The 22,926-nt window shown below is 43.8% G+C and carries 28 protein-coding genes; 10 read left to right on the top strand and 18 right to left on the bottom strand.

What is annotated here, in order from left to right:
- Positions 1–24: 24 nt before the first annotated feature.
- On the top strand, positions 25–582 hold the full coding sequence (gene coaC / locus ACTW1R_RS13145; protein WP_087627899.1) for a phosphopantothenoylcysteine decarboxylase: 558 nt from the start codon (positions 25–27) through the stop codon (positions 580–582).
- 2 nt (positions 583–584) lie between these two features.
- Positions 585–1,229, top strand: coding sequence for an ECF transporter S component (locus ACTW1R_RS13150; protein WP_005228527.1), 645 nt, complete (start codon positions 585–587; stop codon positions 1,227–1,229).
- 66 nt (positions 1,230–1,295) lie between these two features.
- Here the strand turns inward: ACTW1R_RS13150 and ACTW1R_RS13155 are convergent, their stop codons facing one another.
- The 4 genes from ACTW1R_RS13155 to ACTW1R_RS13170 form a co-directional block, all read right to left on the bottom strand.
- On the bottom strand, positions 1,296–2,516 hold the full coding sequence (locus tag ACTW1R_RS13155; protein ID WP_034869132.1) for a hypothetical protein: 1,221 nt from the start codon (positions 2,514–2,516) through the stop codon (positions 1,296–1,298).
- A 116-nt stretch (positions 2,517–2,632) separates the two neighbouring features.
- Complete coding sequence (gene murB / locus ACTW1R_RS13160) at positions 2,633–3,517, bottom strand: UDP-N-acetylmuramate dehydrogenase (RefSeq protein WP_371875350.1); 885 nt, start codon at positions 3,515–3,517, stop codon at positions 2,633–2,635.
- Positions 3,518–3,818: 301 nt separating this feature from the next.
- The gene (locus ACTW1R_RS13165; RefSeq protein WP_228766564.1) at positions 3,819–3,974 is read right to left on the bottom strand and encodes a type II toxin-antitoxin system PemK/MazF family toxin; all 156 of its coding nucleotides are present in this window, start codon (positions 3,972–3,974) and stop codon (positions 3,819–3,821) included.
- Positions 3,975–4,129: 155 nt separating this feature from the next.
- Entirely contained in the window at positions 4,130–4,300 is a 171-nt protein-coding gene (locus ACTW1R_RS13170; RefSeq protein WP_230319084.1) for an AbrB/MazE/SpoVT family DNA-binding domain-containing protein, read from the bottom strand.
- Between the two features lie 213 nt (positions 4,301–4,513).
- Here ACTW1R_RS13170 and ACTW1R_RS13175 point away from each other — a divergent pair, with 213 nt between their 5' ends.
- Both ACTW1R_RS13175 and ACTW1R_RS13180 read left to right on the top strand, forming a co-directional pair.
- Positions 4,514–5,266, top strand: a complete 753-nt coding sequence (locus tag ACTW1R_RS13175) for an exodeoxyribonuclease III (protein WP_005234144.1) — start codon at positions 4,514–4,516, stop codon at positions 5,264–5,266.
- Between the two features lie 84 nt (positions 5,267–5,350).
- Positions 5,351–5,884: a 3'-5' exonuclease gene (locus ACTW1R_RS13180; protein ID WP_010749886.1), complete on the top strand. Its 534-nt coding sequence runs from the start codon at positions 5,351–5,353 to the stop codon at positions 5,882–5,884.
- Positions 5,885–5,959: 75 nt separating this feature from the next.
- Here the strand turns inward: ACTW1R_RS13180 and ACTW1R_RS13185 are convergent, their stop codons facing one another.
- The 5 genes from ACTW1R_RS13185 to ACTW1R_RS13205 form a co-directional block, all read right to left on the bottom strand.
- The gene (locus ACTW1R_RS13185; protein ID WP_489927294.1) at positions 5,960–6,475 is read right to left on the bottom strand and encodes a GNAT family N-acetyltransferase; all 516 of its coding nucleotides are present in this window, start codon (positions 6,473–6,475) and stop codon (positions 5,960–5,962) included.
- A 15-nt stretch (positions 6,476–6,490) separates the two neighbouring features.
- Positions 6,491–7,015 (bottom strand): GNAT family N-acetyltransferase, encoded by a 525-nt coding sequence (locus ACTW1R_RS13190; protein WP_010749888.1) that lies wholly within the window; start codon positions 7,013–7,015, stop codon positions 6,491–6,493.
- On the bottom strand, positions 7,008–7,481 hold the full coding sequence (tsaE, locus tag ACTW1R_RS13195; RefSeq protein ID WP_010749889.1) for a tRNA (adenosine(37)-N6)-threonylcarbamoyltransferase complex ATPase subunit type 1 TsaE: 474 nt from the start codon (positions 7,479–7,481) through the stop codon (positions 7,008–7,010). The genes ACTW1R_RS13190 and tsaE overlap by 8 nt, the downstream gene beginning before the upstream one ends.
- Before the next feature lie 214 nt (positions 7,482–7,695).
- On the bottom strand, positions 7,696–8,679 hold the full coding sequence (pta, locus tag ACTW1R_RS13200) for a phosphate acetyltransferase (protein ID WP_005228517.1): 984 nt from the start codon (positions 8,677–8,679) through the stop codon (positions 7,696–7,698).
- 141 nt (positions 8,680–8,820) lie between these two features.
- The gene (locus ACTW1R_RS13205) at positions 8,821–9,510 is read right to left on the bottom strand and encodes a uracil-DNA glycosylase (RefSeq protein WP_015510245.1); all 690 of its coding nucleotides are present in this window, start codon (positions 9,508–9,510) and stop codon (positions 8,821–8,823) included.
- 132 nt (positions 9,511–9,642) lie between these two features.
- On the opposite strand from ACTW1R_RS13205, the gene ACTW1R_RS13210 reads away from it, so the two are divergent.
- Complete coding sequence (locus ACTW1R_RS13210; protein ID WP_015510246.1) at positions 9,643–10,512, top strand: Cof-type HAD-IIB family hydrolase; 870 nt, start codon at positions 9,643–9,645, stop codon at positions 10,510–10,512.
- 39 nt (positions 10,513–10,551) lie between these two features.
- Positions 10,552–11,073: an LURP-one-related/scramblase family protein gene (locus ACTW1R_RS13215; protein ID WP_005228514.1), complete on the top strand. Its 522-nt coding sequence runs from the start codon at positions 10,552–10,554 to the stop codon at positions 11,071–11,073.
- Between the two features lie 4 nt (positions 11,074–11,077).
- Here the strand turns inward: ACTW1R_RS13215 and ACTW1R_RS13220 are convergent, their stop codons facing one another.
- Together ACTW1R_RS13220 and gloA2 are read right to left on the bottom strand one after the other, a co-directional pair.
- Positions 11,078–11,644, bottom strand: coding sequence for a GNAT family N-acetyltransferase (locus ACTW1R_RS13220; RefSeq protein ID WP_005228513.1), 567 nt, complete (start codon positions 11,642–11,644; stop codon positions 11,078–11,080).
- A gap of 93 nt (positions 11,645–11,737) precedes the next feature.
- Positions 11,738–12,115, bottom strand: coding sequence for an SMU1112c/YaeR family gloxylase I-like metalloprotein (gene gloA2 / locus ACTW1R_RS13225; RefSeq protein WP_005228512.1), 378 nt, complete (start codon positions 12,113–12,115; stop codon positions 11,738–11,740).
- Positions 12,116–12,251: 136 nt separating this feature from the next.
- On the opposite strand from gloA2, the gene nrdI reads away from it, so the two are divergent.
- Both nrdI and ACTW1R_RS13235 read left to right on the top strand, forming a co-directional pair.
- A complete protein-coding gene (nrdI, locus tag ACTW1R_RS13230; RefSeq protein WP_005228511.1) occupies positions 12,252–12,701 on the top strand; it encodes a class Ib ribonucleoside-diphosphate reductase assembly flavoprotein NrdI in 450 nt (149 codons plus the stop codon).
- A 41-nt stretch (positions 12,702–12,742) separates the two neighbouring features.
- A complete protein-coding gene (locus ACTW1R_RS13235) occupies positions 12,743–14,392 on the top strand; it encodes a MutS-related protein (RefSeq protein WP_375826500.1) in 1,650 nt (549 codons plus the stop codon).
- Positions 14,393–14,459: 67 nt separating this feature from the next.
- Here the strand turns inward: ACTW1R_RS13235 and ACTW1R_RS13240 are convergent, their stop codons facing one another.
- From ACTW1R_RS13240 to ACTW1R_RS13260, 5 genes are all read right to left on the bottom strand, one after another.
- Positions 14,460–16,280, bottom strand: coding sequence for an LTA synthase family protein (locus ACTW1R_RS13240; protein ID WP_375826499.1), 1,821 nt, complete (start codon positions 16,278–16,280; stop codon positions 14,460–14,462).
- 192 nt (positions 16,281–16,472) lie between these two features.
- Positions 16,473–17,297, bottom strand: coding sequence for an NAD(+) synthase (gene nadE / locus ACTW1R_RS13245; protein ID WP_010749896.1), 825 nt, complete (start codon positions 17,295–17,297; stop codon positions 16,473–16,475).
- 62 nt (positions 17,298–17,359) lie between these two features.
- Positions 17,360–18,826 (bottom strand): nicotinate phosphoribosyltransferase, encoded by a 1,467-nt coding sequence (locus ACTW1R_RS13250; protein WP_375826498.1) that lies wholly within the window; start codon positions 18,824–18,826, stop codon positions 17,360–17,362.
- Positions 18,827–19,073: 247 nt separating this feature from the next.
- Complete coding sequence (locus ACTW1R_RS13255; RefSeq protein WP_010749898.1) at positions 19,074–19,427, bottom strand: DUF1827 family protein; 354 nt, start codon at positions 19,425–19,427, stop codon at positions 19,074–19,076.
- Complete coding sequence (locus tag ACTW1R_RS13260) at positions 19,414–20,295, bottom strand: HAD-IIB family hydrolase (protein WP_142973331.1); 882 nt, start codon at positions 20,293–20,295, stop codon at positions 19,414–19,416. Before ACTW1R_RS13260 ends, ACTW1R_RS13255 begins: the two co-directional genes overlap by 14 nt.
- A 114-nt stretch (positions 20,296–20,409) precedes the next feature.
- Here ACTW1R_RS13260 and ACTW1R_RS13265 point away from each other — a divergent pair, with 114 nt between their 5' ends.
- Positions 20,410–21,183, top strand: a complete 774-nt coding sequence (locus tag ACTW1R_RS13265; protein ID WP_074535470.1) for a MerR family transcriptional regulator — start codon at positions 20,410–20,412, stop codon at positions 21,181–21,183.
- 61 nt (positions 21,184–21,244) lie between these two features.
- On the opposite strand, the gene ACTW1R_RS13270 is transcribed toward ACTW1R_RS13265, so the two are convergent.
- Together ACTW1R_RS13270 and ACTW1R_RS13275 are read right to left on the bottom strand one after the other, a co-directional pair.
- Complete coding sequence (locus tag ACTW1R_RS13270) at positions 21,245–22,162, bottom strand: LacI family DNA-binding transcriptional regulator (RefSeq protein WP_010749901.1); 918 nt, start codon at positions 22,160–22,162, stop codon at positions 21,245–21,247.
- Positions 22,163–22,175: 13 nt separating this feature from the next.
- Complete coding sequence (locus ACTW1R_RS13275; protein WP_005228502.1) at positions 22,176–22,439, bottom strand: hypothetical protein; 264 nt, start codon at positions 22,437–22,439, stop codon at positions 22,176–22,178.
- 194 nt (positions 22,440–22,633) lie between these two features.
- Between ACTW1R_RS13275 and ACTW1R_RS13280 the strand changes: the two genes are divergently transcribed.
- Positions 22,634–22,882 (top strand): helix-turn-helix domain-containing protein, encoded by a 249-nt coding sequence (locus tag ACTW1R_RS13280; protein ID WP_005234115.1) that lies wholly within the window; start codon positions 22,634–22,636, stop codon positions 22,880–22,882.
- Positions 22,883–22,926 lie beyond the last annotated feature (44 nt).

Below are 22,926 nucleotides of genomic sequence, written 5' to 3' on the forward strand. Positions count from 1 at the left end.
TTTTTTAGAAAAGGAGAAAGAAACATGAAACAAAAACACGTTCTGCTTGGCGTCAGCGGCAGTATCTCTGCATACAAAGCAGCCGACCTAACCAATGAATTAACCAAAAAGGGCTATGCAGTGGATGTCTTAATGACTCAAAATAGCACACAATTTATTACGCCTTTGACTCTACAGTCATTATCCAAACGCCCGATCCATGTGGATGTTATGCAAGAACGTCAACCAGATCGCATCAATCATATTGAACTAGCCAAACAAGCCGATCTTTTCTTGCTCGCCCCAGCCAGTGCTAACAGTATTGGCAAGCTGGCGCATGGGATAGCCGATGATTTGATCTCAACAGTTGCCTTAGCGTTGCCGTTATCCGTGCCCCGCTTGATTGCGCCAGCCATGAATACCGTCATGTACGAAAACCCGATTGTTCAAAGAAATTTGGGGAGTTTGAAAGAAGTCGGCTTCCAAGAGATTGAACCCCGTGAAGCGTTACTGGCTTGCGGTGATTTCGGCAGAGGCGCATTAGCAGCAACAGAAACGATTCTTGAAAAAGCATTGACTGCTTTGGAAGTACGGAGTGTCTAACAATGAAAAAAATATCAACTTTTGAACTTGTCTTAACAGCTTTCTTTTTAGGAATCTTGATTCTTTTAGCATCGGTTCCCTTTCTTGGGTTTATTCCCTTAGGACCAATCAATGCGACAACGATGCACATTCCTGTGATCATCGCTTCCATTGTATTAGGCCCTCGGATCGGCGGCTTTTTAGGCGGCGCCTTTGGGATCATCAGTATGGTGCGTTCGACCTGGATCATCACCCCGCTTTCTTTTGTCTTCTCCCCTTTCGTACCGATTTATGGGAGTGATCAAGGAAGCTGGAAAGCGATCCTCGTAGCGTTGATTCCTCGTATTTTGATTGGTGTCGTTCCTTACTTTGTGTACAAAGGCTGTCAAAAAATCTGGAAAAACAAACAGCAAAGTCTTTCGCTACTGATTGCTGGTGTCGCTGGAGGCTTGACGAATACGATCCTGGTAATGAACTTGATCTACTTCTTGTTCCAGCAAGAATATGCGGAGGTTGTGGGGAAAGCTGGCAATGCTGTCTATGCAGCGATTTTAGGTGTAATCTTCGCCCAAGGTGTACCTGAAGCCATTGTAGCGGGAATCGCCACGATGGCAGTTGGAACCGTCCTTTTACGCTTAGTCATGAATCGCAAAAAAAATCGTATCTAAAAAAATAGCGACCGCCCAAAGTTAGCTTTTTGGCTAACTTAGGCGGTCGCTTCCCTTTTGAGTGTCTTATAAACTTTGTGTCACTTGGAGTGCTTCGACAAGCTCTTGATACTGCTCTTGGGTCAAATACTCTTCATAAAATGTCAGATAATCATCGATATCTGCTTGGGTCAAATAAGGCAGCTCTTGCTTGATTTGCAGCAGCAGTTCTTCAAACTCCTCATCCGTCAGCATATAAGAAGACCAATCATCGGTTTCATCATAGCTATCCCAGTACTCATCATCATAATCATTTTCATACCCATCGTCATAGCTGTCATCCCAACCATAATCATAGGGAGAAAACAATTCTTCTGGGTCAATCAATTCTTCCGCTGTAGGGATTGCAACAGCAGTATCACTTTTCTTCCCTGTAAAAGTCACCGTGGCTCCGATAGTGGTTTGCAGCTCATCCGCTTGCACGAAGTGAAAAGCCATTTTCTGCTGATTTGTTTTCGTATTGACGGTCATGGTTAAGTCAAACTGCTCGACTTCTTCCAACATCGTTTCTAATTCGGCGACTTGCTTTTGATCGGCGCCGTGTTCTTGGGCATAATCTGCATAATCTGCCAATTCTTCTTTGGTAAACGTGTGGCTGATCGTATCTCCATCTCTTTTGAAAGCATCCGGTTCAAAGGTTTTCAGATAGTCTGCAAATGTCTCATTATGAAAAAGACTGTTCATGGTAAAGAGGTTTTCAGGCTCTTTTTCTGCTTCGGTTGTCCCCTCGCCGTCCTCTGCAAAAGTTCCTTCGCCAAAGTAAGAATCTAAGGTTTCTTGATCGATGCGCAGGTATTTGCCTTCATATTCCGCAGCGTCTGGTTTTGTCCCATAACTGTCACTACCAAATGCGCTGATATACCCTTGCAGTGTTTCATAGATTTCAGCTGACACATACGCTTCTTGTTTTTCTGGATCGACGATCAGCTTGATCGGCAGCTCCTGCCCCCCAAAAGCGACTGCCAGATTGAGTAAAATCGCTTTGGTTTCTTTGTCCTGGACGAAGTCCCCTTTAAATGACGAGCCGACTAACTGTGACATCAACATAGAGGCATACCTATCGGCTTCTTGACCGTATTCGCTGCTGCTGCCCATCTCAAAGGTATCGATCGTCGCTTGGAATTCACCAGCATTCGCTGCTTGCTGATTCGTCAACTGTTCGGCAAACTGTTCTTGCGGTAATTTCGTACAACCGCCGAAAAGAAAGGCGAACCCAACAAACAAAATGACGCGTCCCCACTTTTTCATCCTGCTCACTCCTTTTCGTTTATTGTACCGAAGACTGAGAAAGCTTACAAACCTAAGCTCTTTTTTATCAGCTCTCATAAAAAAAGACTGCCCCTCGGGACAATCTTTTCGCTAATCTATTCTTCGCCGATGATTCGGACTTCTGTTTCTAAGGTGACATCAAAGGTTTCTTTGATGACTTGTTGGATATGAGCGATCAGTTCAACGTAATCCGTTGCAGTGGCTTGATCGACATTCACGATAAAGCCCGCATGTTTTTCCGAAATTTGGGCTCCGCCCCATTTCAATCCTTGTAAGCCTGCATCTTGGATCAGCTTTCCGGTAAAATGACCGACTGGACGTTTAAAGACACTCCCACAAGAGGGGTATTCTAGCGGTTGCTTCAATTGCCGCAATTCTGTCAGTTCATCCATCCGCTTTTTGATTTGCTCTTGATCGCCTTTTGCTAAATCAAAGCGACTGCTCAAAATGATCATCTTTTGCTCTTGCAATTTGCTATGACGATAAGCAAATTCCATTTCTTCCTTGGTATAAGTCACGATTTGACCATTAGCCAGCAAAACGTCGCAGGACGCAAAGACATCTTGGATTTCGCCATCATAGGCGCCAGCATTCATAAAGACGGCACCGCCGACACTGCCAGGAATCCCGCAGGCAAATTCAAAACCAGTCAACGATTCATGCAAAGCGACATAGGTGGTATCGATCAACTTTGCTCCAGCATCGACGATCAAAGAAGTGCCGTCTACCACGATTTGGTTCATTTCTGATAGCATGATCACCACGCCACGAATACCACCGTCACGGACGATCAAGTTGCTGGCATTTCCTAAGACGATCCAAGGAATCGCTTGTTCTCGGCAATAATCAAGTAGCTGTTTGGCTTCATCTGCTGTTTTGGGAAAAGCCAAAATGTCTGCCGGTCCACCAGTTTTTGTATACGTATAGTTCAATAAGGGTTCATCTTTTAATAAGGCAATTTCAGGGAATTGCGCAATCATCAAGTCTTTATTCACGAGAAGGTTTCCTTTCACAATAAACATCTCACTTATTTTAGCATGTTCAAGGAAAAGTTGCTACTTCTGGTGAATCAAAGAAAAGCTTAATGGTCGAATGACCCATAAGCGCCTCTTTTCGAATGACTTGATTAATAAAGAGTAAGCTTCAAAAAAAGTGTTTTGTTATTTCAGATAATCGTTCTTTCATCTCCGTAGTGACTTTATCGAATACTTCTAAGTTGCTGCGATGCAAGAAGTCCACACTGCAAATATGCTGACAAAGAATCGACCCTTGAACTTTACTTTATTGTGTTTCGGTAACTGTTTGAAACGCATTCGATCGAGCAAATTTTTCTTCTACATATTTTTTTGAGCTACTGATTGGCATCACTAAGATGGTATTGAAACTCTTGTTATAATAATCATTACTAACCACTACACTCGGTCTTTTTTTTGCCATTTCATTTCCTTTGGTGGGATTTAAGTCAATAAAAGAATATCTCCTTGCCTTACCATTCAATGTTCTCCTCACCTAAATCTTTTTCAAAAAACATCTCACCTGTGTCAAATTTTCCCATTTCTTCTATGATCGCTAATTCTTGTTTCCAAAAAGCTTCAAAAGGAAGGCGCTGCTTTTTCGCCTCTTACCTTGATCTCACCTTCTGGGGTAAATTCAAAAATTACCCAGTGATTCTCTTTTAAGCCTAGTATTTGCCGCACACTTTTTGGAATAGTTATTTGATTTTTCGAAGTCATTTTCGCTGAAACTTGCGCTTTGATCGTCATGAAACTGCCCCCTTTTCAAAATGACTGTATCATAAAATGGAAGTAAACGTAAGGAGCCATCGTTCCTTTTCCGTACTACAAACGAATTTTCTCTAGCATCCAAATTTAATCCTTATTCTTCCTCCTTGTTTTCCTCATTCCGCTCACTTGCTTTGCGCTTCTGGCTTTTTTAGGTAAAATGGGAGGCGTAGTGGAAAAGAAGGAGGAGTCTCAATGAAATTTATTTCTTGGAATGTCAATGGTTTACGGGCCATCGTTAAAAAAAATTTTTCTGAAGTGTTTGAAGCCCTCGATGCTGATTTCTTTTGTTTGCAAGAAACAAAGCTGCAAGAAGGTCAGATCGAATTGGATCTACCAGGCTATCATCAATACTGGAATTATGCGGAGAAGAAAGGCTATTCTGGCACAGCAATTTTCGCAAAAGAACCTGCACTATCGGTCCGTTATGGATTAGGAATCGAAGAACATGATACGGAAGGTCGCGTCATCACGCTGGAGTATCCTGAATTTTTCTTGATTACTTGCTACACACCAAATTCCCAAAATGAATTGCGTCGCTTGGATTATCGCATGACTTGGGAAGATGCCTTTTTGGCTTACTTGACTGAATTGAAACAACAAAAGCCAGTGATTCTCTGTGGTGATTTGAATGTTGCCCATAAAAATATCGACATCAAAAACTGGAAAACCAATCAAAAAAGTGCTGGGTTTACACCTGAAGAACGGGAAAAGTTTTCGACTCTTTTGGCTGCTGGCTTTACCGATACGTTCCGCTATTTCTATCCAGATGCAGAAGGTATTTATTCTTGGTGGAGCTACCGTTTCAACGCTCGCAAAAACAATGCTGGCTGGCGCATCGATTACTTTGTCGTTTCGGATGACTTAAATGAGCGCTTGCTAGACGCCAAGATCCATACAGATATCATTGGCAGTGACCATTGTCCGGTGGAACTGGATCTCAACTAACCGTAGGAAAACTTCAGTTTTTCTTAACGTTTGTTCGCTTTTCATTCTTTGATTTTGTGCTAGAATGGCAATGAGGTGAGTCTGATGAATTTTATCGCAATGGACTTTGAAACAGCAAATTATCAAAAGCATAGTGCCTGTTCCCTTGCACTAGTCATGGTACAAGATAGCAAAATCGTGGGCGAATATTACACATTGATCCAACCGGAAACGGAATTTTTTTGGAAAAACATTCAAATTCATGGCATCCGTCCAGAAGATGTACAAGAAGCGCCTAAGTTTCCTGACGTATGGAAACAAATCCAACAATATTATCAACTGAACAGTTTGATCGTTGCCCATAACGCTGGTTTTGATACTGGAGTTTTGGCGGGATGTCTTGATTATTATGGGTTGTCACAACCAAATTATCTTTCCTTATGCACGGTGCGAACGAGCCGCAAGCTGTATCCAGAATTTACGAACCACAAATTAAACACGGTTTGTGAGCAATTACAGATTCCTTTACTAAACCACCATGATGCACTAGAAGATAGTCGGGCATGTGCCCAAATCTTATTGCGTCAAGAAGAAGAATTTGGTATCGATCCATTAAAAAAATTGGTTTTAGTCAAATAAATGAAAACGTGCGTCCTAAAGTCAGCATTGCGCTAGCCTTTAGGACGCACGTTTTCATTTAAGGAAGGATTCATTTTAAGTCAGATCGATCCAATAATGACAGATTATAGCGCCATCTTCAGGATCAATGACTTTTTCTGTCAATTTACCTCCGTTGTTTTCAATGACTTTGGCGGAGGCGCGATTGGCTTCTTCACAGGTTACTAACACGTTGTTCAAGCCAAATTGTTTGGCACTTACCAATGACTGTGCCAGCATTGCCGAGCCGATGCCTTGCTTTCGATGGTCTGGGTGCACCGAATACCCGATGTGTCCGCCAATTTGGCGCAAATACGCATTAAGTGTCAGACGCAGATTCAAGAGACCGATCACTTTTTGATCTTGGATAGCCAGATAGGTACGGGCGGGAGCGAATCCTTCTGGTACCGTTTCTGCTGTTTTAAAATCCGCCAATCCCTCTAGCCAGTCTTTGGCTGTCGGACTTTCTACAAGTCCTGCCCCACCGTGAATGACTTCTTGATTCTTCTCGAACGCTTGCCGATACGCTTCGATTTGATCGCAGTCTGCGATCGTAGGTTCCCGAAACTCCATTTCCTTCACTCCTTTTTATGATTCAAAAAGACGTGCCATCATCAAGACGTCAACTTTTTGCCCCTCGCGGGTTTGCACCGCTTCTTTCATACAGCCTTCTGTTAAAAAACCAAATTTTTGATACAGATGGATCGCCCGTAAATTTCTCGCTTGAACGGTCAACTCGATGCGGGTCAATTCGCCAACTTCTACTACCCAGTCCAGTAATTCTTCAATCAGGAGCGAACCTAAGCCTAAGCCCCAATAGTCTTTTAAAATCGAGATACCGATCTCCCCGACATGGGCTAATTGCCACTCTTCATGGCCTTTGACTGATGCCATGGCGATCAATTGTTCTTGATCAAATGCCAACAACAGCAAATAGTCGTCCCGTTCATAGATAGCGTCCAGCTGTTCTGCCAATAAGGCTTCTGGCAACGCCAAGCCGCTTTCGTCCATCAAGAGAAAATCCGTTTCTTCTCCTAGCTGTTGACTGACTGCTAACACAGCTTTGGCATCAGCACCCGTAGCTTCTTTGATCTGTAATTGGATCTCACTCATGGGCTGCCTGCCATTTTGTTGTGATCCGTTGCAAAAAGGCGGTTGCTTTGGTGCCATATGCATGACATTTCACAAGACGTTTTTGTTCATCTGTATCATCTTTTTCCAAAATCAGTTCTAAATAATCCTCTGGCAGGGAGGCTTCTAAGAGATTGCCCCATTCGATCACACACAAGCCATCCCCTTCGAAATAATCATCCAGTCCTAAATCTTCTGCACCGTATTCCACCCGATAGACATCCATATGATACAGCGGTAGCCGCCCATTGGTATATTCACGAATGATCGTATAGGTCGGACTTTTGATCAGTTGCTCGATCCCTAGCCCCAAGGCGATGCCTTTCGTCAAGGTTGTTTTGCCAGCACCTAAATCGCCCGTCAATACCAGATTATCCCCTGGCTCGGCTGCCTCTCCAATGATTTTTGCAAATGCTGCAGTTGCTTCTAAGTCGTTAATGGTAAACATAGTCCCCATCCTTTGATCAATCTAATTTACTAGTTGCTAGTATAGCTTGTTTTTCAAGGAATTGTAAAGAAGGAGCTTAGGGAAAATTCCCCGACGATCACTGGATCGTTGCTTTTGCGCACACTTCCTCCTTTGCTGCCCTCAACTTTCCAAGAGCAAAACAAAAAACTGACCCTCAAGGGATCAGTTTTTCATCAGTGCAGCGATTGGCTGCTTATTTTTCCATTAGTGTTTGTGCCGCAGTAATGATTGATAATTTGTAGACATCTTCTTCATTTGAACCACGAGACAAATCAGAGATTGGTTTGTTCAATCCTTGTAAGATTGGTCCAATCGCTTCAAAGTTACCGAAACGTTGGGCGATCTTGTAACCAATGTTTCCTGATTGTAAATCTGGGAAAACAAAGACGGTTGCTTTACCTGCTACTTCAGATTCAGGAGCTTTCAATTGCGCAACTGCTGAGATATACGCAGCATCGAATTGCAATTCTCCATCGATTTGGTATTCTGGTGCCAATTCTTTAGCGATTTTTGTTGCTTCAACGACTTTATCTACTTCTGGTGCTTTCGCAGACCCTTTCGTTGAGAAGCTTAACATAGCAACTTTTGGATCGATTTCAAATAATTCAGCGGTTTTCGCTGAGTCAACAGCGATTTCTGCCAATTCTTGTGCAGTTGGGTTTACATTGATGGCACAGTCTGAGAACAAGTATTTTTCTTGGTCACGACCACGAACCATTAAGAAAGCACCACTTGTACGGCTCACACCTGGTTTTGTTTTGATGATTTGTAAAGCGGGTCTTACTGTATCACCCGTAGAATGGATCGCTCCTGAAACCATTCCTTCAGTAATGCCCATGTAAGTCAACATTGTACCGAAATAGTTGACATCTTTTAAGATTTCTTCTGCTTGTTCTTTCGTTGCTTTGCCGTTGCGGCGTTCCACAAAAGCTTCAACCATTTCATCCCAACGATCATAATTTTCAGGATCTAAAATTTCAAAGTTTGATACGTTGATTCCGCGAGCTTCCGCTGCTTTTTCGATTTCAACCGGGTTACCGATCAAAACAGGTTCAATCAATTCTTCTGAACGTAAACGGCTAGCAGCACCTAGGATACGAGGATCTGTTGCTTCAGGAAAAACGATTTTGATATGACGACGCACGATTTTAAATTTTAAACTTTCGAATAATTCCACGGGTAAAGACCTCCAGTTTTTTTATACCCTTCCATTGTACAATAATTGCGAAAAAAAGAACAGATAAAAATCCTGTATTAGTCGATTATTTTAAATATCGTTACCTTTTTCACAAATCCACTCATTCTAAATAACACAGTTTTACAACTGTGTTATTTTTTCTGGCAGCGCCCAGGAAATCGGTTCTTCCCCTAACGCCAGCAATGCTTGATTGATCTTAGAAAAAGGCTTCGAACCAAAGAATCCTCGATGCGCTGATAACGGACTTGGATGAGGCGCTGTTATAATAATATGCTTGCTGGTATCTAGCAAAGCGGCTTTCTTTTGGGCGGGTTTGCCCCAAAGCACAAAAATGACCGGTTCTTCTCGTTGATTCAATTTTTCGATGATCGTATCAGTCAGCTGCTCCCAGCCATGCCCGTGATGTGAATAGGCTTGCCCTTCACGTACTGTCAACACGGTATTCAACAATAAGACCCCTTGTTGCGCCCAAGGTACGAGATAACCGTGGGACACAGGTGGAATCCCTAAGTCATCAGCTAATTCTTTGTAAATATTCCGCAACGAAGGCGGTATTTTGACCCCCGGCTGTACGGAAAACGACAGTCCGTGGGCTTGGTGAGGGCCATGATAAGGATCTTGACCTAAGATGACAACTTTTACGTCATGGTATGGTGTCAGTTTTAAGGCTTCATAAATATGATCCATTGCTGGATGGATCGTTTGCTGGGCATATTCTTGTTTCAAGAAAGTCCGCAGTTGTTGGTAGTACGGCTGCTCAAATGATTCCTGCAATTGTTCTTGCCAATCATTGTCCAATAGTCGTTTCATGGCGAATCTCCTTTGTTTTCTTCTAGGATAACAAATCCCTCCCCTTAGAAACAAGAATTACTCTTCGAAAGAAAAAAAATGCGCGATTTATGGTACACTATTTGTAGAAACGATTAAGAAAGGACGCTGACAATGATCAAATTAATTGCTTCTGATATGGATGGTACGCTTTTAAATGCTAGTATGCAGATTTCAGAAGAAAATATCCAAGCAATCAAATATGCCCAATCCAAAGGAATCGAATTTATGGTCGCAACTGGCCGTAACCGCAAAGAGGCATTGCCGCCGCTGCAAGAAGCCGGGATCGACTGTGCAATGATCACCTTGAATGGGGCCCAAGTCTACGACGAAGCGGGTAATTCATTATTCACTGTGCCAATCAGCCATGAACAAACTCGTTCGTTGATCGACCTACTAAAAGAAAACGACATCTATTTTGAGATCTCCACGAGCAACGGGATCTATTCGGAAAGCCAAACACGTCGGATCGAAAATTTTGCGATCCATACGGCAGAAGCTATGCCCCATTTAACCCATAAGATGGCGATCGCTATGACAGCTGCCCGTTTGGAATTTTTACCGATCAATTATGTCGATGATTTCAGTGAGTTGTTTTCGATCGAAGAATTAGAATTTTTGAAAGTGATCTGCTTCCATCAAGATGGTGCGCGGGTATTGGGTCCTATCACGAAAATCATCGATGGGTATGGCGATTTAGTGGTGACTTCTTCTGGACAAAACAATATTGAGATCAACCACCGAAACGCGCAAAAAGGAATCGCAGTGGCGCATGTCGCTGAGGATCGGATGATCTCACTGGAGGAAGTGATGACGATCGGTGACAACTTAAATGATGTAAGTATGCTGCAACTGGCAGGCGTTAGTTTTGCAATGGGAAATGGCGAGCTAGAGGTAAAAGAAGCCGCGAAGTATTTGACGGACACCAATATTGAGTCTGGTGTCGGCAAAGCGATCGTTCGGGCAATTGATGAAAATCTTTAAATCACGCAGCTTTTTGGGGATACATGAGGAGGCGTAAGTATGTCAGAATTTTTCATCCAAGACAGACAACTTAGTAGAGTCACACGCACCATTGTCAAAGATGAAACAGGCAAATCACTGTTTTTAATGGTGGGCCGTTGGGGAACTAAGGGCGATGCTCTTTCCCTTTACCGCTTGAATGGGCAAATGGTCGCTAGTATCAAACAAATCAGTTTTACTTTTGGTACGCGCTTTGAGATCTACAAAGACTTTGAGAAAGTCGGTACACTGCAAAAAATCTTTAACTGGCCGGGTGATTTCTACTATATCCAGCAGCTTCACTGGGCGGTCCACGGCGATATCTACAATCATCGCTATGGGATCCATCATTTCAATAAAAAGATCATGGAAATGGATAAGGCGACCTTATTGACGGGGGATTATTATGTACTGGATGTCGTTGATGATCGGGATGCACCGGTCTGCATCTGTATCGCTGCCGTCATGGATTACTGGCTGTACAATCGGCACCGCAAGAAAGACCATCCTCTTGAGCTTCGACTAACAAATGGAACCAGCTGAAAAATCAGCTGGTTCTTTTTTGCATATGGTCGTATAGGTGGCCACTGATCTCTCTTTGGGCCACGACTTCAAAGCCATGCTTTTCATAGAGCCGCTTCGCATGGGGATTTGCTCGGTCAACACTCAAGCCGATCACCTCATAGCCATCTCTAGAAGCAATTTTCGGCAACGCTTCTAATAAGGCTGAGCCGACACCTTTGCCGCGAAATTTCTCAGCCACACAGATGGTATCTAAGTACCATTCATTTGGTAAGGTTTCTTCATCGATAAACAGCTTCATGTCTTTACTCAAACCGTACTGTTCCAGCACTTTATCTAGAGGCTGATCGATCGTCGCCTCTTCTTTGTCTGGGTATCCAAAGGCGACCCCAGCAACCTCCCCGTCGATCTCATTGACCAACGCACGGCGAAAGCCGTAACGATAGTCGGGTTCTAGCATGGCATCTGCCAAGATCTCTAAGGTCTTTGCTTCACCGATCTCTTTGACAAAGGGCAATTCCATATCCTTTAAAATGACTAAAACAAGTTCAGCCATGACAAAGCGATCTTCTTTTTTTGCAAATCTTATCACGTTTTCTCCTCCTTGCTTCTATACATAGAATAACAATTCTCTCAAGAAAAACCAAGTTGAATCGACAAAGGATCCACACAAAGTTTTCCTTATTTATTCATGCAATTCCAACGGCAAGCCGTCTGGATCTTGGAAAAAGGTCATTTTCTTATTCGTAAAGGTATCGAAACGAATCGGTTCACACGCAATTCCTTTGGCGGCTAACTTTGCCACGACTGCTTCAATATTTTCCACCGCAAATGCCAAATGCCGCAAGCCAGCTGCTTCGGGGAAACTTGGTCTTGCTGGTGGGTTTTCCACCACAAACAGTTCTATTTCTGATTCCCCAAAGCGCAGGTCGATTTTTACATCTTTCTTTTCTGGGCGCGCATGTTCACGAATCACTTCAAAGCCTAATTTCTCTACATAAAATTCTTTGGTCTGCTGGTAATCACTGGCGATGATCGCCACATGATGCATTTTTGAAAACATTATTGCCACTCCTTTGTATTGGACTCCTCTCTCAGTTTAAAGCCTTTGGCTGCATTTTACTAGAAAAGACTGCCGAAGTTCTCCTCTTTTCATAAATGGTTTCTGTTATACTAGAAAGCGGAAGGTGATGAAAAAAATGAAACTACTTTATATTTCAATCTCTGGAAATACTCGTGCATTCGTCAACCGCTTGTTGGCCTATGCGGATCAGCAAGACACTCCGAGTACTTGGGAAGCCAAAGAAATTCATGATAACAGTGTGTTTGAACAAGAAGACGAACCTTATGTGGTTTTTGTCCCTACCTATTTAGAAGGTGGAAATGGCGTCGATAACGGCGATCAGGAGATTCTCACAGAAACCATGCGGGAATACATTGACTATGAAAACAACGCAGCTCTTTGCTTAGGCGTGATCGGCAGTGGCAACAAAAACTTCAATTATCAATATTGCTTGACCGCAAAGCAATATGCGGAGCAATTTTCGATCCCGTTCTTAGCGGATTTCGAGCTGCGAGGCACGACCCAAGATATTGAACGGATCTATGCTTGTTTGAAAGAAATCGATCCTGCCCACAGCAACACTTAATTTTAGCCAGCATTCATTAGCCATTAGGAGGACTTTTGCATATGGAACCACAAACGATGGTCATTTTGATCATACTCGCCAGCATTCTCATCTTGACCGCATTAGATATCTGGAATCGATACAAAGTACGCCGTTACGTTCGGCTTGCTTGGGGAAAGCTTCCCCGTCAGCCCCGCTTTGATAAAGAAGCGAGTTTGAAAAAGGCTTGGCTGACTGAGAAGAAGTTTCACGATTTTGATAGCGAGGTCGATGACATCACTTGGTATGACTTGGATGGCTTTTCGTTGTTTGAGTCCATTAATCTGACGTTTTCCAGTGTTGGTTCAGAAGCATTGTACCAGCAATTACGCAATTTTCGCTTCAAGACGGACAAACAGCTGACCAAATTGATCGACTTTTTTGCTGCTGACAGTGCCGCACGCGAACAATCCCAATATACGTTTGCTCGTTTAGGAAAACAAGATGATAATTTTTCGAAAGCCTACTTGGCCAATGAAGCTGCGCAATCGATCGGTTCTCTGCCTTTCTTTGTCTTTTTAGGTGTGCTGCCGTTAGTCGGCATCTTGCTGCTCCTGCTGGGGTTTGTCCAAGGCATCCTGTTGACGTTGGTTAGTGTCGTTTTCAATACGATCTATTACTCCATCAAAAAAGCCAAGCTGGAAACAGAACTGAACAGCATGCGCTATCTGGTTCAAACGATTGCCTGTGGCAGTCAGATCGCTAAAATCAACACGCCCCTCCAAGATGAGATCAAACAATCCTTGGCACCATTAAAAAAGATCACTCGTTTCGCCTTTTCGTTTCGTGCCAAAAACGGCAGCGAAGGAGACATGTTGTTTGAATACATCAATATCATTTTTATGCTGCCGTTTATTTCCTATCAAACGGTCACTACTACCCTGGCAAAGCACCAACAAGCAGCCATCGATCTGTGGAATTTGTTGGGAAAATTGGAAGTCGCAGCCGCCATTTTAAATTTTCGCACGTATATGCCCATCACTTGCCTACCGACCTTCCAAACAAGCGGAGGTGTACAAGCAACGGGTACGTATCACCCGCTCCTAAGTGAAGCAGTCATGAATGATGTTGCTTGGACCCACAATACCCTCGTGACTGGCTCCAATGCCTCGGGCAAATCGACGTATGTCAAAAGCATCGCCATCAATTGCATCTTGGCACAAACGATCCAGACAGCAGTTGCCGAAATCTTTACGATGGTTCCCGGTCACGTCATTACCTCGATGGCTGTCGAAGATGATTTATTTGAAGGCGACAGCTATTTTGTAGCAGAGATCAAATCCATCAAACGCCTGCTAGGCACCGTTGCTACGAACCAGCGCTGCTATTGTTTTGTTGATGAGATTTTAAAAGGAACCAATACGGTGGAACGGATCGCTGCTTCTGCCAGCATCATCCATTGGCTGCGTGCCTACCCATCATTGGCATTTGTCGCCACCCATGACATTGAGCTGACTGAAATTTTAAAAAACGACTGCCGCAACATTCATTTTTCTGAACAAGTCACGGAAGATGACGGCATCTCCTTTGATTACAAGGTCAAATCCGGTCCTGCCTTGAGCCGCAACGCGATCGCCCTCTTAAAAGTCATGGGCTACCCTGAAACGATCGTTCAAGACGCCTATGCCGCCGCCAATGATTTTGATCAAAACCGTAAATGGCAGGATTTATAACTTCCTACAAACAAAAGCGCCTTATCCTGTGACTAACACTGGGATAAGGCGCTATTTTACGTTTCAGTTAGTCAAACAAACCAGTCGTTAAACTGTATTGCTCTCCTTGTAACACATCGTATTGGATCAAATTGTAGGCATCATAGATTTCTTGGGCCTCTTGATCCAATGCAAGGGTCGTCTGCCATTGCCCGCCTTGATAATATTGACCCATTTCAAAAGCTGGCAGCTCATCTTGCAAGGCCAATAACAACTGGTAAAACCCGCTCGTTGGTTGGTCACTGGCTTCTAATAGGTTCGGCGCAAAGTAAAAGGGACTTGTTACTGGTACATCTTCTGGTGCAAAATTCCCTTGCGAATCGACCATCAAAAACTCCGTTTCATGCAGGGCAGCCGTTTCATTTTGCTCCTTGATCTCATCGGCATAAATGCCTGGTAAATGATCCCCCCAAAAGACGACCAGCGTTCGCCGATCCAGCTGTTCTAATTCAGCTACAAAGTTTTTCAATGCTGTACTGCTGTAGGAGATATCCTGCAGGTAGTTTTCCAAAGAAGCCATATTGCCCGGACCGCTTGCTTGGTAATTCAAGGTATCGTATTTACCAGCATACGGCATATGGGTCTGCATCGTCACTAAATGGACAAATTGCGGTTGCTGATCGTTTTCCAACAATGCCAGCACTTCTTTGTAGGCCGCCTCATCAGAAATGTAAGGATTATTTTCGATTTTGTCGGTATAGGTCATCGTCTCTTGATCGATAAACTGTTCAAACCCCATCACGCCATAGACATCCTTGCGTTTGTACATCGATGTATCGTAAGGATGGATCGCCGTTGCCGTATACCCGGACTGTTCCAAGAAAGAAACCAAGGATGGCAGTTGCGTCAATTTCGGCACCAGCATCGTGTAAGGCGTTGTCATCTGTGGATTCAATAGGCCCATGGCAAAACCAGTCAACGCTTCAAACTCGATGTTTGCCGTACCGCCTCCATAATTTTGCGAAAGCATTTTTCCGCTGATGGTTTGATCGGCGACGTGGTAATAGTCTTTCAACGGATCGCCGGTGATCGACAAGCCATTTAAATGGCTCGGGTCGGAAAAGCTCTCGCTCATCACATAGACGATATTTGGTGCTTCACTTTCACGGTCTTGATTTTTCTTTGCAGCCTGTGTATTGTAGGTGTCCGCAATCGCTTGGATCGCTTCTTTTGAATACCCCTCAGGTTTCGTCATGGCATCTACCCGCAGGTTGTACAAAAACCCACCGATGAATCCCGTATTGTAGTAGTTCATTTTTTGTGAATACGGAATCCAGAGCGCCGTCTGATTGTAGGCTTTGCGTAAAAGGTTGTTGCTGTCATTGAAGTGAGAAACATAGACTAAGCCCAGCGAGCATACGACCAGCACTGCCCCTCGCATCACTTGCAAACGCAGGTTTAATTTGCGGCTGCGATAGATACTCCAGCCTATCGCTCCGATCGCAGCCAGAGCGAAGAGGATGGCTAAGAAAAAGGCGCTATTGCCGATCATGGTTCGAAGAAGGTCGAATTGAGTGACCATCTTTAAATCATCGGGATAGATTGGTTCTTGGCGATAGAGCATCTTTGTGTGGTTGGCATACCCTAAGATTCCGATGACGACACTATAAAAGATGCCCCCGATCAGTACCGAACCTGCCAAGCTGGCAAACACCCCATACACCAGCAGTAGCACCCCACAAGCCAAGAAAAACTTTGCTGTATGCCACGAAAAGGCAAATTTCAGAGCTAATTCAACGGAAAGATTGTTTTGACACCATTGCAAATATAAATTACTGAAAATGATCAACAGGACGATGGCGATGCCTTTTAATGCGATCTTCAGATAAGGATGGCTATTTATTTTCACGAAGGAACATTCCTCCTTTTCTACACGTTCTAGGTACCCTCGTATTTTATGCTTTCGAGGCAAGAAAGTAAAGCCGAGGTAAGAAGCTTTTGTTATTTTTAAAGAAAGCAAGCCTCATAAAAAAAGAGTCTAAGGTTTCTTGCCCCCTAGACTCTTCTTTCTATCCGAATGGAACTCAATCATTGGTTTCGTTTATTTCCAAAAATCATCAAAAATCGTGACTGGCAAGTGGCGTTTGTGTTGCGTTTTGTTCCACCAGTTTTCAATGGTTTGTTGGGCTTCAGCCGAAATTTCCTTGCCTTCTAAATAGTCATCGATGTCGTTGTAGGTCACTCCTAAAGCTGCTTCATCTGCCACTAAAGGTTTACCATCTTCCAAGTCCGCAGTTGGGACTTTTGTATACAACGCTTCTGGCGCGCCTAAATATTGCAAGAGTTGACGGCCTTGGCGCTTATTCAAACGAAACAGTGGTAAAATATCGGCTCCGCCGTCCCCGTACTTCGTAAAGAAGCCGGTGATGTTTTCCGCAGCATGATCTGTTCCCAGAACAGCTCCTGCTTTTTCACCCGCAATGGCATATTGCGTGATCATCCGTTGACGGGCTTTGATATTGCCTTTATTAAAGTCGGAAACCGCTAACCCTGCTTCTTCCACCGCTTGTACTTGCGCATCGACGGCGGCTTTGATGTTTACCCGCAGCTCAATGTCTGGTTGGATAAACGCTAGCGCTTTTTTGGCATCTTCTTCGTCTGCTTGTTCCCCATAAGGTAAGCGTACCCCTATGAACTGATAGTTGGGATTCCCAGTTTCGCTGCGCATTTCCTCCATCGTCAATTGCGCAAGCCGTCCAGCTAACGTCGAATCTTGTCCACCACTGATCCCCAAGACAAACGTATGCAAGAACGGATTCTTTTGCAGATACGCCTTTAAAAAATCAATACTCTTACGAACTTCTTCTTTCGGGTCGATGGTCGGTAAGACTCCTAATTCTTTGATAATTTCTTGTTGCATGGTCATAGAAACGCCTCCTCTTATTTTTTGAAGCAGCTGACTGATCCTAGGACCAGCGCAGTTGCGGATTACAAAATCGCGCCATTGGTTTGTTTGCGTACTTTTTCAATCGTGCGCATTTTATGATCCCAGCATTCTTGCGAAAGATCGACTGGGTATTTCTGTGGATTCAAGTCACGTTTGTACTCGTCCCAAAGGGAATCCAAGCAATTCGTCGCATAGGCTTTGATGTGTTCTAAGTCAGGCACTTGATACACTTGCTGGCCATCTACAAAGATGTCTTGCAATAATGGTCGCGCATCAAAGTTCGTCACTGTTTTGTTGATAAAGGTATGAACAGGATGGAACATGAACAGTTCGTCTTCTGCTTGTGGATTTTCTTCCCATAGCGTGACATAATCGCCTTCTGACTTGCCGTCAGATTTACGGGTGATCCGCCAAACTTGTTTTTTCCCAGGGGTCGAAACCTTTTCAGCATTGCTGGATAATTTGATGGTGTCGATCATTTCTCCCTGCTCATTTTCGATGGCCACCAGTTTATAAACCGCGCCTAATGCCGGTTGATCGTAAGCGGTGATCAGCTTGGTGCCGACACCCCACACATCGATTTTCGCCTTTTGCATTTTCAAGCTTAGAATCGTATTTTCGTCTAGATCATTGGAAGCATAGACTTTGGCTTCCGTGAATCCCGCTTCATCCAGCTGTTCACGGACTTTTTTCGAGATATACGCCATATCGCCGCTGTCGATCCGCACACCTAAGAAATTGATCTTATCCCCCATCTCTTTAGCCACACGAATCGCATTTGGCACACCTAAGCGCAATGTATCATAGGTATCGACTAAGAATACGCAATCTTTGTGGGTTTGGGCATACGCCATAAATGCATCATAGTCATTGCCGTAGGATTGCACGAGGGAATGGGCGTGGGTTCCGCTGGCTGGGATGCCAAAAATCTTCCCTGCCCGCACATTACTCGTCGCATCTGCTCCGCCAATATAAGCCGCTCGGGTCCCCCAAATGGCTGCATCCAATTCTTGTGCCCGCCGTGAACCAAATTCCAACAAGGGATCCGTGCCGATCACGGATTTGATGCGGGCCGCTTTCGTGGCGATCAGTGTTTGGAAATTGACCATATTCAGTAACGCCGTTTCGATCAACTGTGCTTGTGCCAACGGCCCTTCTACTTGAATGATCGGTTCATTGTTGAAGACTAAATCGCCTTCTAACGCAGAACGAACGGTACAAGCAAACTTGAACTCCTTTAGATACTCTAAAAAGGATTCTGGATAGCCACCGATTTCTCGCAAGTAGGCAATATCCGTTTCTGAAAAGGATAAATCGTTCAAATAGTCGATCAATCGTTCCAGACCGGCAAAGATCGCATAGCCGTTTTCAAAAGGCATGTCACGGAAATAGCATTCAAACACCGCATTACGATCGGCTCTGCCTAACTCCCAATAGGTTTGCATCATGTTGATTTGGTAGAGATCGGTGTGCAGCGTCAAGCTGTCATCTTTAAATAATTTCTGCATGTTCTTACTCCCTCTAGCTTACTTCTTCTCATTATAGCAAAAAAAACACAAAAGACAGAAAATCTTGTTTTTTCAAAAAAAGTTGGGTTTTTGCTAGTACAAGGCAATCCATCTGAGAACAAATTGCTCAAAAGCATGGGTCAGCCTCCTACTTATTGGCGCATCATTCCTGCGCGCGTATAAGGTCGCCCCTTTGTTCAACGTTTGATTGCTCTTGCAACGTGCATGTCCCAACTTCTTTCAACTACTATTCTTTCACAGGCAATTGAACAAGAATGACATCTTTCCTCGGTTTAGAAAAGGTGATGCCTCTTGCTTCCATTTCTTTACGAATATTAACATTGACGGTCACGTCTTTGCGATCGACCTTCAGCAAACGATGAATCGCTGTGTCGACTTCTTCCCGACTGATTTTCTTTTTATTGTTGATCAATACTAAAGAAATCGTATCAAAACTATCCACATAGAGAATCTGCGTCCGATCAAGCGAGTACAATTTATAGTATTTGATCGCTATTTTGTCGAATAGATACTTGGAGATGTTCGGGTAAAAAGTTTCCATATTTAAATTTTGGTTTACTGGGGTTTCAATCAACTTCATGCACAACATCCTCTCTCGAAACTAATTCTGTTAAAATAAAGCGGCCAACACCGCCGTCTTCCGCGCGCTCAATGGTTCGATCACAAACTGCTTTGATCGCTGGGCTAGCATTTGCTACAGCCAAAGAAACATCCACCGCTTCAAACATCGCAAGGTCATTTTCACCATCACCGATCCCGTAGCTTTTGGCAGCGGGAAAAGCTTCTAAAAAGGAACGGATCGCGGCACCTTTGGTCGCCAATGGATCAACGATCTCCAGTGTTTGGACAAAGGATTGAAAAATCGCAGCCGTTTCTGATTGGATCATCGCCCGCAGTCGTTCTCTTTTTTCGTCTGACGCTTCCATCAGTTCGATTTTGATGACCTTTATCTCTGGATGTTCCTTCATAAACTGCAGCACGTCGTCTTTATGAAGACATTCGTTGTAAAAGAACTCATATTTGTAGTCAGCGATGATTTGTCCTCGCTCCCCTAACTCCGCGAGTAACTGCTTGCGGCTTTCTTGAAACTGCGCTTCATACAAATGCGCTTGTGGGGAAATGATGCCATGGTCAGTATGTAAGAAATAAAAAACCTCTTCTGTTTCTAAGATACCAATCACTTGCGCCAGTGTCTTATAGGGCAAAGTATGCGTCAAAACAGGCGCTTCTCCTTTTAACATCAGACCAGCGCCGTTTCCAAAAATCACATCGCAGGAAAGGCCTTCTTCCGCCATCATATCTTGAACAAGCTCAAATCCTCGCCCTGTGACAAACACAAAGTGATCCCCTTGGGCTTGCAAACAACGGATGGCTTCTTTATTGATCTCATGAATCGGGTGCCCCATTTCTTGGAACGTCCCATCAATATCAGAAAAAACTATTTGCATCTTATCTTCCTTTCTTTGTTATAATTATAGCACATTTTAAAAAACGCAAAAAAATTTTCTTGACTTTGTCGTTACGTCAACCTTTAGGATACAGGTGTAAGGAGGGAAAAGCCGATGGAATATACGATCAGTGCCTTAGCTAAACTGTCAGGAGTCAGCAGCCGTACCCTGCGGTATTATGATCAGATCAAGTTGTTACAACCGCAACGCACCAACTCAGCTGGTTACCGTATCTACGGGAGACAGGAAGTCGATCGCCTACAGCAGATTTTATATTTTAAGTCTTTTGGGCTGTCATTAGAAACGATCCGCGGAATCTTGGATGAGCCACAAGAATCGATCCAAACGGTCTTGTTGCAGCATTACCAACAGCTTTTACAAGAGCGAGCAGCCCTGGACAGTCTTTTGACCACCTTAGCGCAAACAATTGATTATTATGAAGGAGAAAAGACGATGACCGATCAAGAGAAATTCCGTTATTTTAAGGAACAAAAAATTCGTGAAAACGAAGCGAACTACGGTGCCGAATTACGAGAAGCCTACGGTGAGGAAATCATCGAACAAAGCAACCAAAAGTGGCAGCAGATGACCCAAGTCGATTATCAAGCACTGACCGACAACGAAAACCGCTTGTTGCAGCTGATAAAAGAGCTATTGAATGAAAAGGAAGGGAAACGAATCCCTTCTGACAAAGCCGAAAAGGCTTTTGCTGCGCATCAAGCATGGCTTAAACAAGCAGCGCCCTTTTACTCAGCAGAATATCACCGATCTTTAGGGGAAATGTACGTTCAAGACGAGCGTTTTACCGCCTATTACGATCAAAAAGCAGGCGTCGGCAGCGCGCAGCTGTTGAAACAGATCATTGACCATTACACCAAATCCCATTAAAAAAACGATGCGCAAGCACTGCCCGCTCAGGGGCACTGTTTGCGCATCGTTTCGTCTGTAGCTATCGTTTGATGAACTCATAGGGCATGCGATAGTTGCCGCTTTTTTCCATTACCGCCAATTGGACGGCAGTCTCCCCGCAAGCTTGCAAGTGATGATCGATCGTTGAAAGCTGCAGCAGCTCGCTGATGTATAAATTGTCCCGTCCAATCACGAGCCATTCTCCCGGCGCCTGCGACTGGATCCCAGCAGCAACATGATCCCCATTGGTGAAAATCGCTTCGACTCCTTTATCTGCAAAATAAGCAGCCGCTTCTTTGCCATCTTCTTCCGTCAAACAATCCCAAAAAATCAAGTCTTCGGAAAAGGTCGAAAAATAGTCATGAGCCAAACGGACCGTGATTTTTGAATTGCTGCTGAGCTTGCGGCTACGTCCCAATGTCACGCCGATTTTCTGGATGCCTTGTTCCTTAAAATACGTGAAGACCTCCTTGATCGATTCCTCTCGATCGATATAAGTGCAGCCGTCAGTCAAATACGAGATATTTTCACAAAAGACGATGCGTCCGTATGAACGATAAGGCAATAAGGTTTCGATCGGATTCGCCCGCGAGGTAATGATCAAAGCATCAAAGCTTTTCGCCGCAAATTCTTGCAAATATGCTTCCTCTACTTGCGGATCATAGTTCGTGGCTAAAAGCGTCACCTTATAGCCACGAGCAAACGCTGCTGTCGTGATGCCGCTCAATAATCGATCAAAATAGGGATGATTGACAAACGGCAGGATCACACCGATATTTTTGGTTTTGCCGACACTTAATGCCCGCGCCGTGTAATTCGGAATATAGTTGACCTCTTCCATGACAGCCAGGATCTTACGACGCTTTTCTTCACTGACATAAGGATTGTTATTAATGACTCGTGAAACCGTTGAGACCGAATAGCCGGTCAAGCGTGCAATATCCCGAATGTTTGCCATGACTCACTGCTCCTTAAACGAATAATTGTTCTTTCATATAGTCTATCACACTTAGCCCACATGTATAAAATTCATAGTAATCGTTGTGATGAATAAATCCGATGCGCTGAGACCCGAAGTGTTCATCACACGTCAAGTGACTGATCTCATCCACAGGAATTTCTACTAACCGTTCTTGAAAGAACCCTTTTGGCTTCGTCAATACCAGTTGTTGTCCATCAAATGCCAACGTCACATAACAACATTCCGCACCATTTTTCTTCATGTATGTATTCATGTTTCCATCCCGCCTTCCTTTTTATAAATCAAGCATACTGTATGAAACGCGTCTCAGAGCAAGTCATTTGTTTCACTTTTTGACAAAAACCGATCGACCTTCATGTGAATCACTTCGCATATTTTGCTTTTGTTGGTACAATAAAAAGAGAACAGTGCGAAAAAAAAGCGCTATTTTTTAAGGAGGACCGCAAAGTGACATTAGAAGAAGCTTTTTTATTAGACACCTTGCGTTGCCGCTTCAAATTTTTAAGAGAAGAACGCGGATTGAGCCCAAAAGAAGTATGCCAGCATCTCGATGTGTCTTACCCCGATTACACCTTATACGAAGCAGGCGATCGCTTACCCGATGTATTGACGCTGCTACATGCAGCTTCCCTCTATAATGTTTCTGTCGATTACTTATTAGGACAGACAGAACGACCAGAACGGTATTTATGCTAACAATCGACTTTATCGAAAAAACGATCAAATGGTCGTTTTTTCTT

This window comes from Enterococcus sp. R12, from assembly GCF_058135755.1.

Bases quoted from the DNA above. Each gene is read 5' to 3' on its own strand.
- ACTW1R_RS13155 (WP_034869132.1), bottom strand. From the start codon at position 2,516: ATGAAAAAGTGGGGACGCGTCATTTTGTTTGTTGGGTTCGCCTTTCTT.
- ACTW1R_RS13260 (WP_142973331.1), bottom strand. From the start codon at position 20,295: ATGCAAATAGTTTTTTCTGATATTGATGGGACGTTCCAAGAAATGGGG.
- ACTW1R_RS13265 (WP_074535470.1), top strand. From the start codon at position 20,410: ATGGAATATACGATCAGTGCCTTAGCTAAACTGTCAGGAGTCAGCAGC.
- ACTW1R_RS13250 (WP_375826498.1), bottom strand. From the start codon at position 18,826: ATGCAGAAATTATTTAAAGATGACAGCTTGACGCTGCACACCGATCTC.
- nrdI (WP_005228511.1), top strand. From the start codon at position 12,252: ATGAAACTACTTTATATTTCAATCTCTGGAAATACTCGTGCATTCGTC.
- ACTW1R_RS13180 (WP_010749886.1), top strand. From the start codon at position 5,351: ATGAATTTTATCGCAATGGACTTTGAAACAGCAAATTATCAAAAGCAT.
- gloA2 (WP_005228512.1), bottom strand. From the start codon at position 12,115: ATGTTTTCAAAAATGCATCATGTGGCGATCATCGCCAGTGATTACCAG.
- ACTW1R_RS13185 (WP_489927294.1), bottom strand. From the start codon at position 6,475: ATGGAGTTTCGGGAACCTACGATCGCAGACTGCGATCAAATCGAAGCG.
- ACTW1R_RS13215 (WP_005228514.1), top strand. From the start codon at position 10,552: ATGTCAGAATTTTTCATCCAAGACAGACAACTTAGTAGAGTCACACGC.
- coaC (WP_087627899.1), top strand. From the start codon at position 25: ATGAAACAAAAACACGTTCTGCTTGGCGTCAGCGGCAGTATCTCTGCA.
- ACTW1R_RS13210 (WP_015510246.1), top strand. From the start codon at position 9,643: ATGATCAAATTAATTGCTTCTGATATGGATGGTACGCTTTTAAATGCT.
- murB (WP_371875350.1), bottom strand. From the start codon at position 3,517: ATGATTGCGCAATTCCCTGAAATTGCCTTATTAAAAGATGAACCCTTA.
- tsaE (WP_010749889.1), bottom strand. From the start codon at position 7,481: ATGTTTACCATTAACGACTTAGAAGCAACTGCAGCATTTGCAAAAATC.
- ACTW1R_RS13275 (WP_005228502.1), bottom strand. From the start codon at position 22,439: ATGAATACATACATGAAGAAAAATGGTGCGGAATGTTGTTATGTGACG.
- ACTW1R_RS13165 (WP_228766564.1), bottom strand. From the start codon at position 3,974: ATGGCAAAAAAAAGACCGAGTGTAGTGGTTAGTAATGATTATTATAAC.
- ACTW1R_RS13205 (WP_015510245.1), bottom strand. From the start codon at position 9,510: ATGAAACGACTATTGGACAATGATTGGCAAGAACAATTGCAGGAATCA.
- ACTW1R_RS13235 (WP_375826500.1), top strand. From the start codon at position 12,743: ATGGAACCACAAACGATGGTCATTTTGATCATACTCGCCAGCATTCTC.
- ACTW1R_RS13190 (WP_010749888.1), bottom strand. From the start codon at position 7,015: ATGAGTGAGATCCAATTACAGATCAAAGAAGCTACGGGTGCTGATGCC.
- nadE (WP_010749896.1), bottom strand. From the start codon at position 17,297: ATGACCATGCAACAAGAAATTATCAAAGAATTAGGAGTCTTACCGACC.
- ACTW1R_RS13170 (WP_230319084.1), bottom strand. From the start codon at position 4,300: ATGACGATCAAAGCGCAAGTTTCAGCGAAAATGACTTCGAAAAATCAA.
- ACTW1R_RS13175 (WP_005234144.1), top strand. From the start codon at position 4,514: ATGAAATTTATTTCTTGGAATGTCAATGGTTTACGGGCCATCGTTAAA.
- ACTW1R_RS13150 (WP_005228527.1), top strand. From the start codon at position 585: ATGAAAAAAATATCAACTTTTGAACTTGTCTTAACAGCTTTCTTTTTA.
- ACTW1R_RS13270 (WP_010749901.1), bottom strand. From the start codon at position 22,162: ATGGCAAACATTCGGGATATTGCACGCTTGACCGGCTATTCGGTCTCA.
- ACTW1R_RS13255 (WP_010749898.1), bottom strand. From the start codon at position 19,427: ATGAAGTTGATTGAAACCCCAGTAAACCAAAATTTAAATATGGAAACT.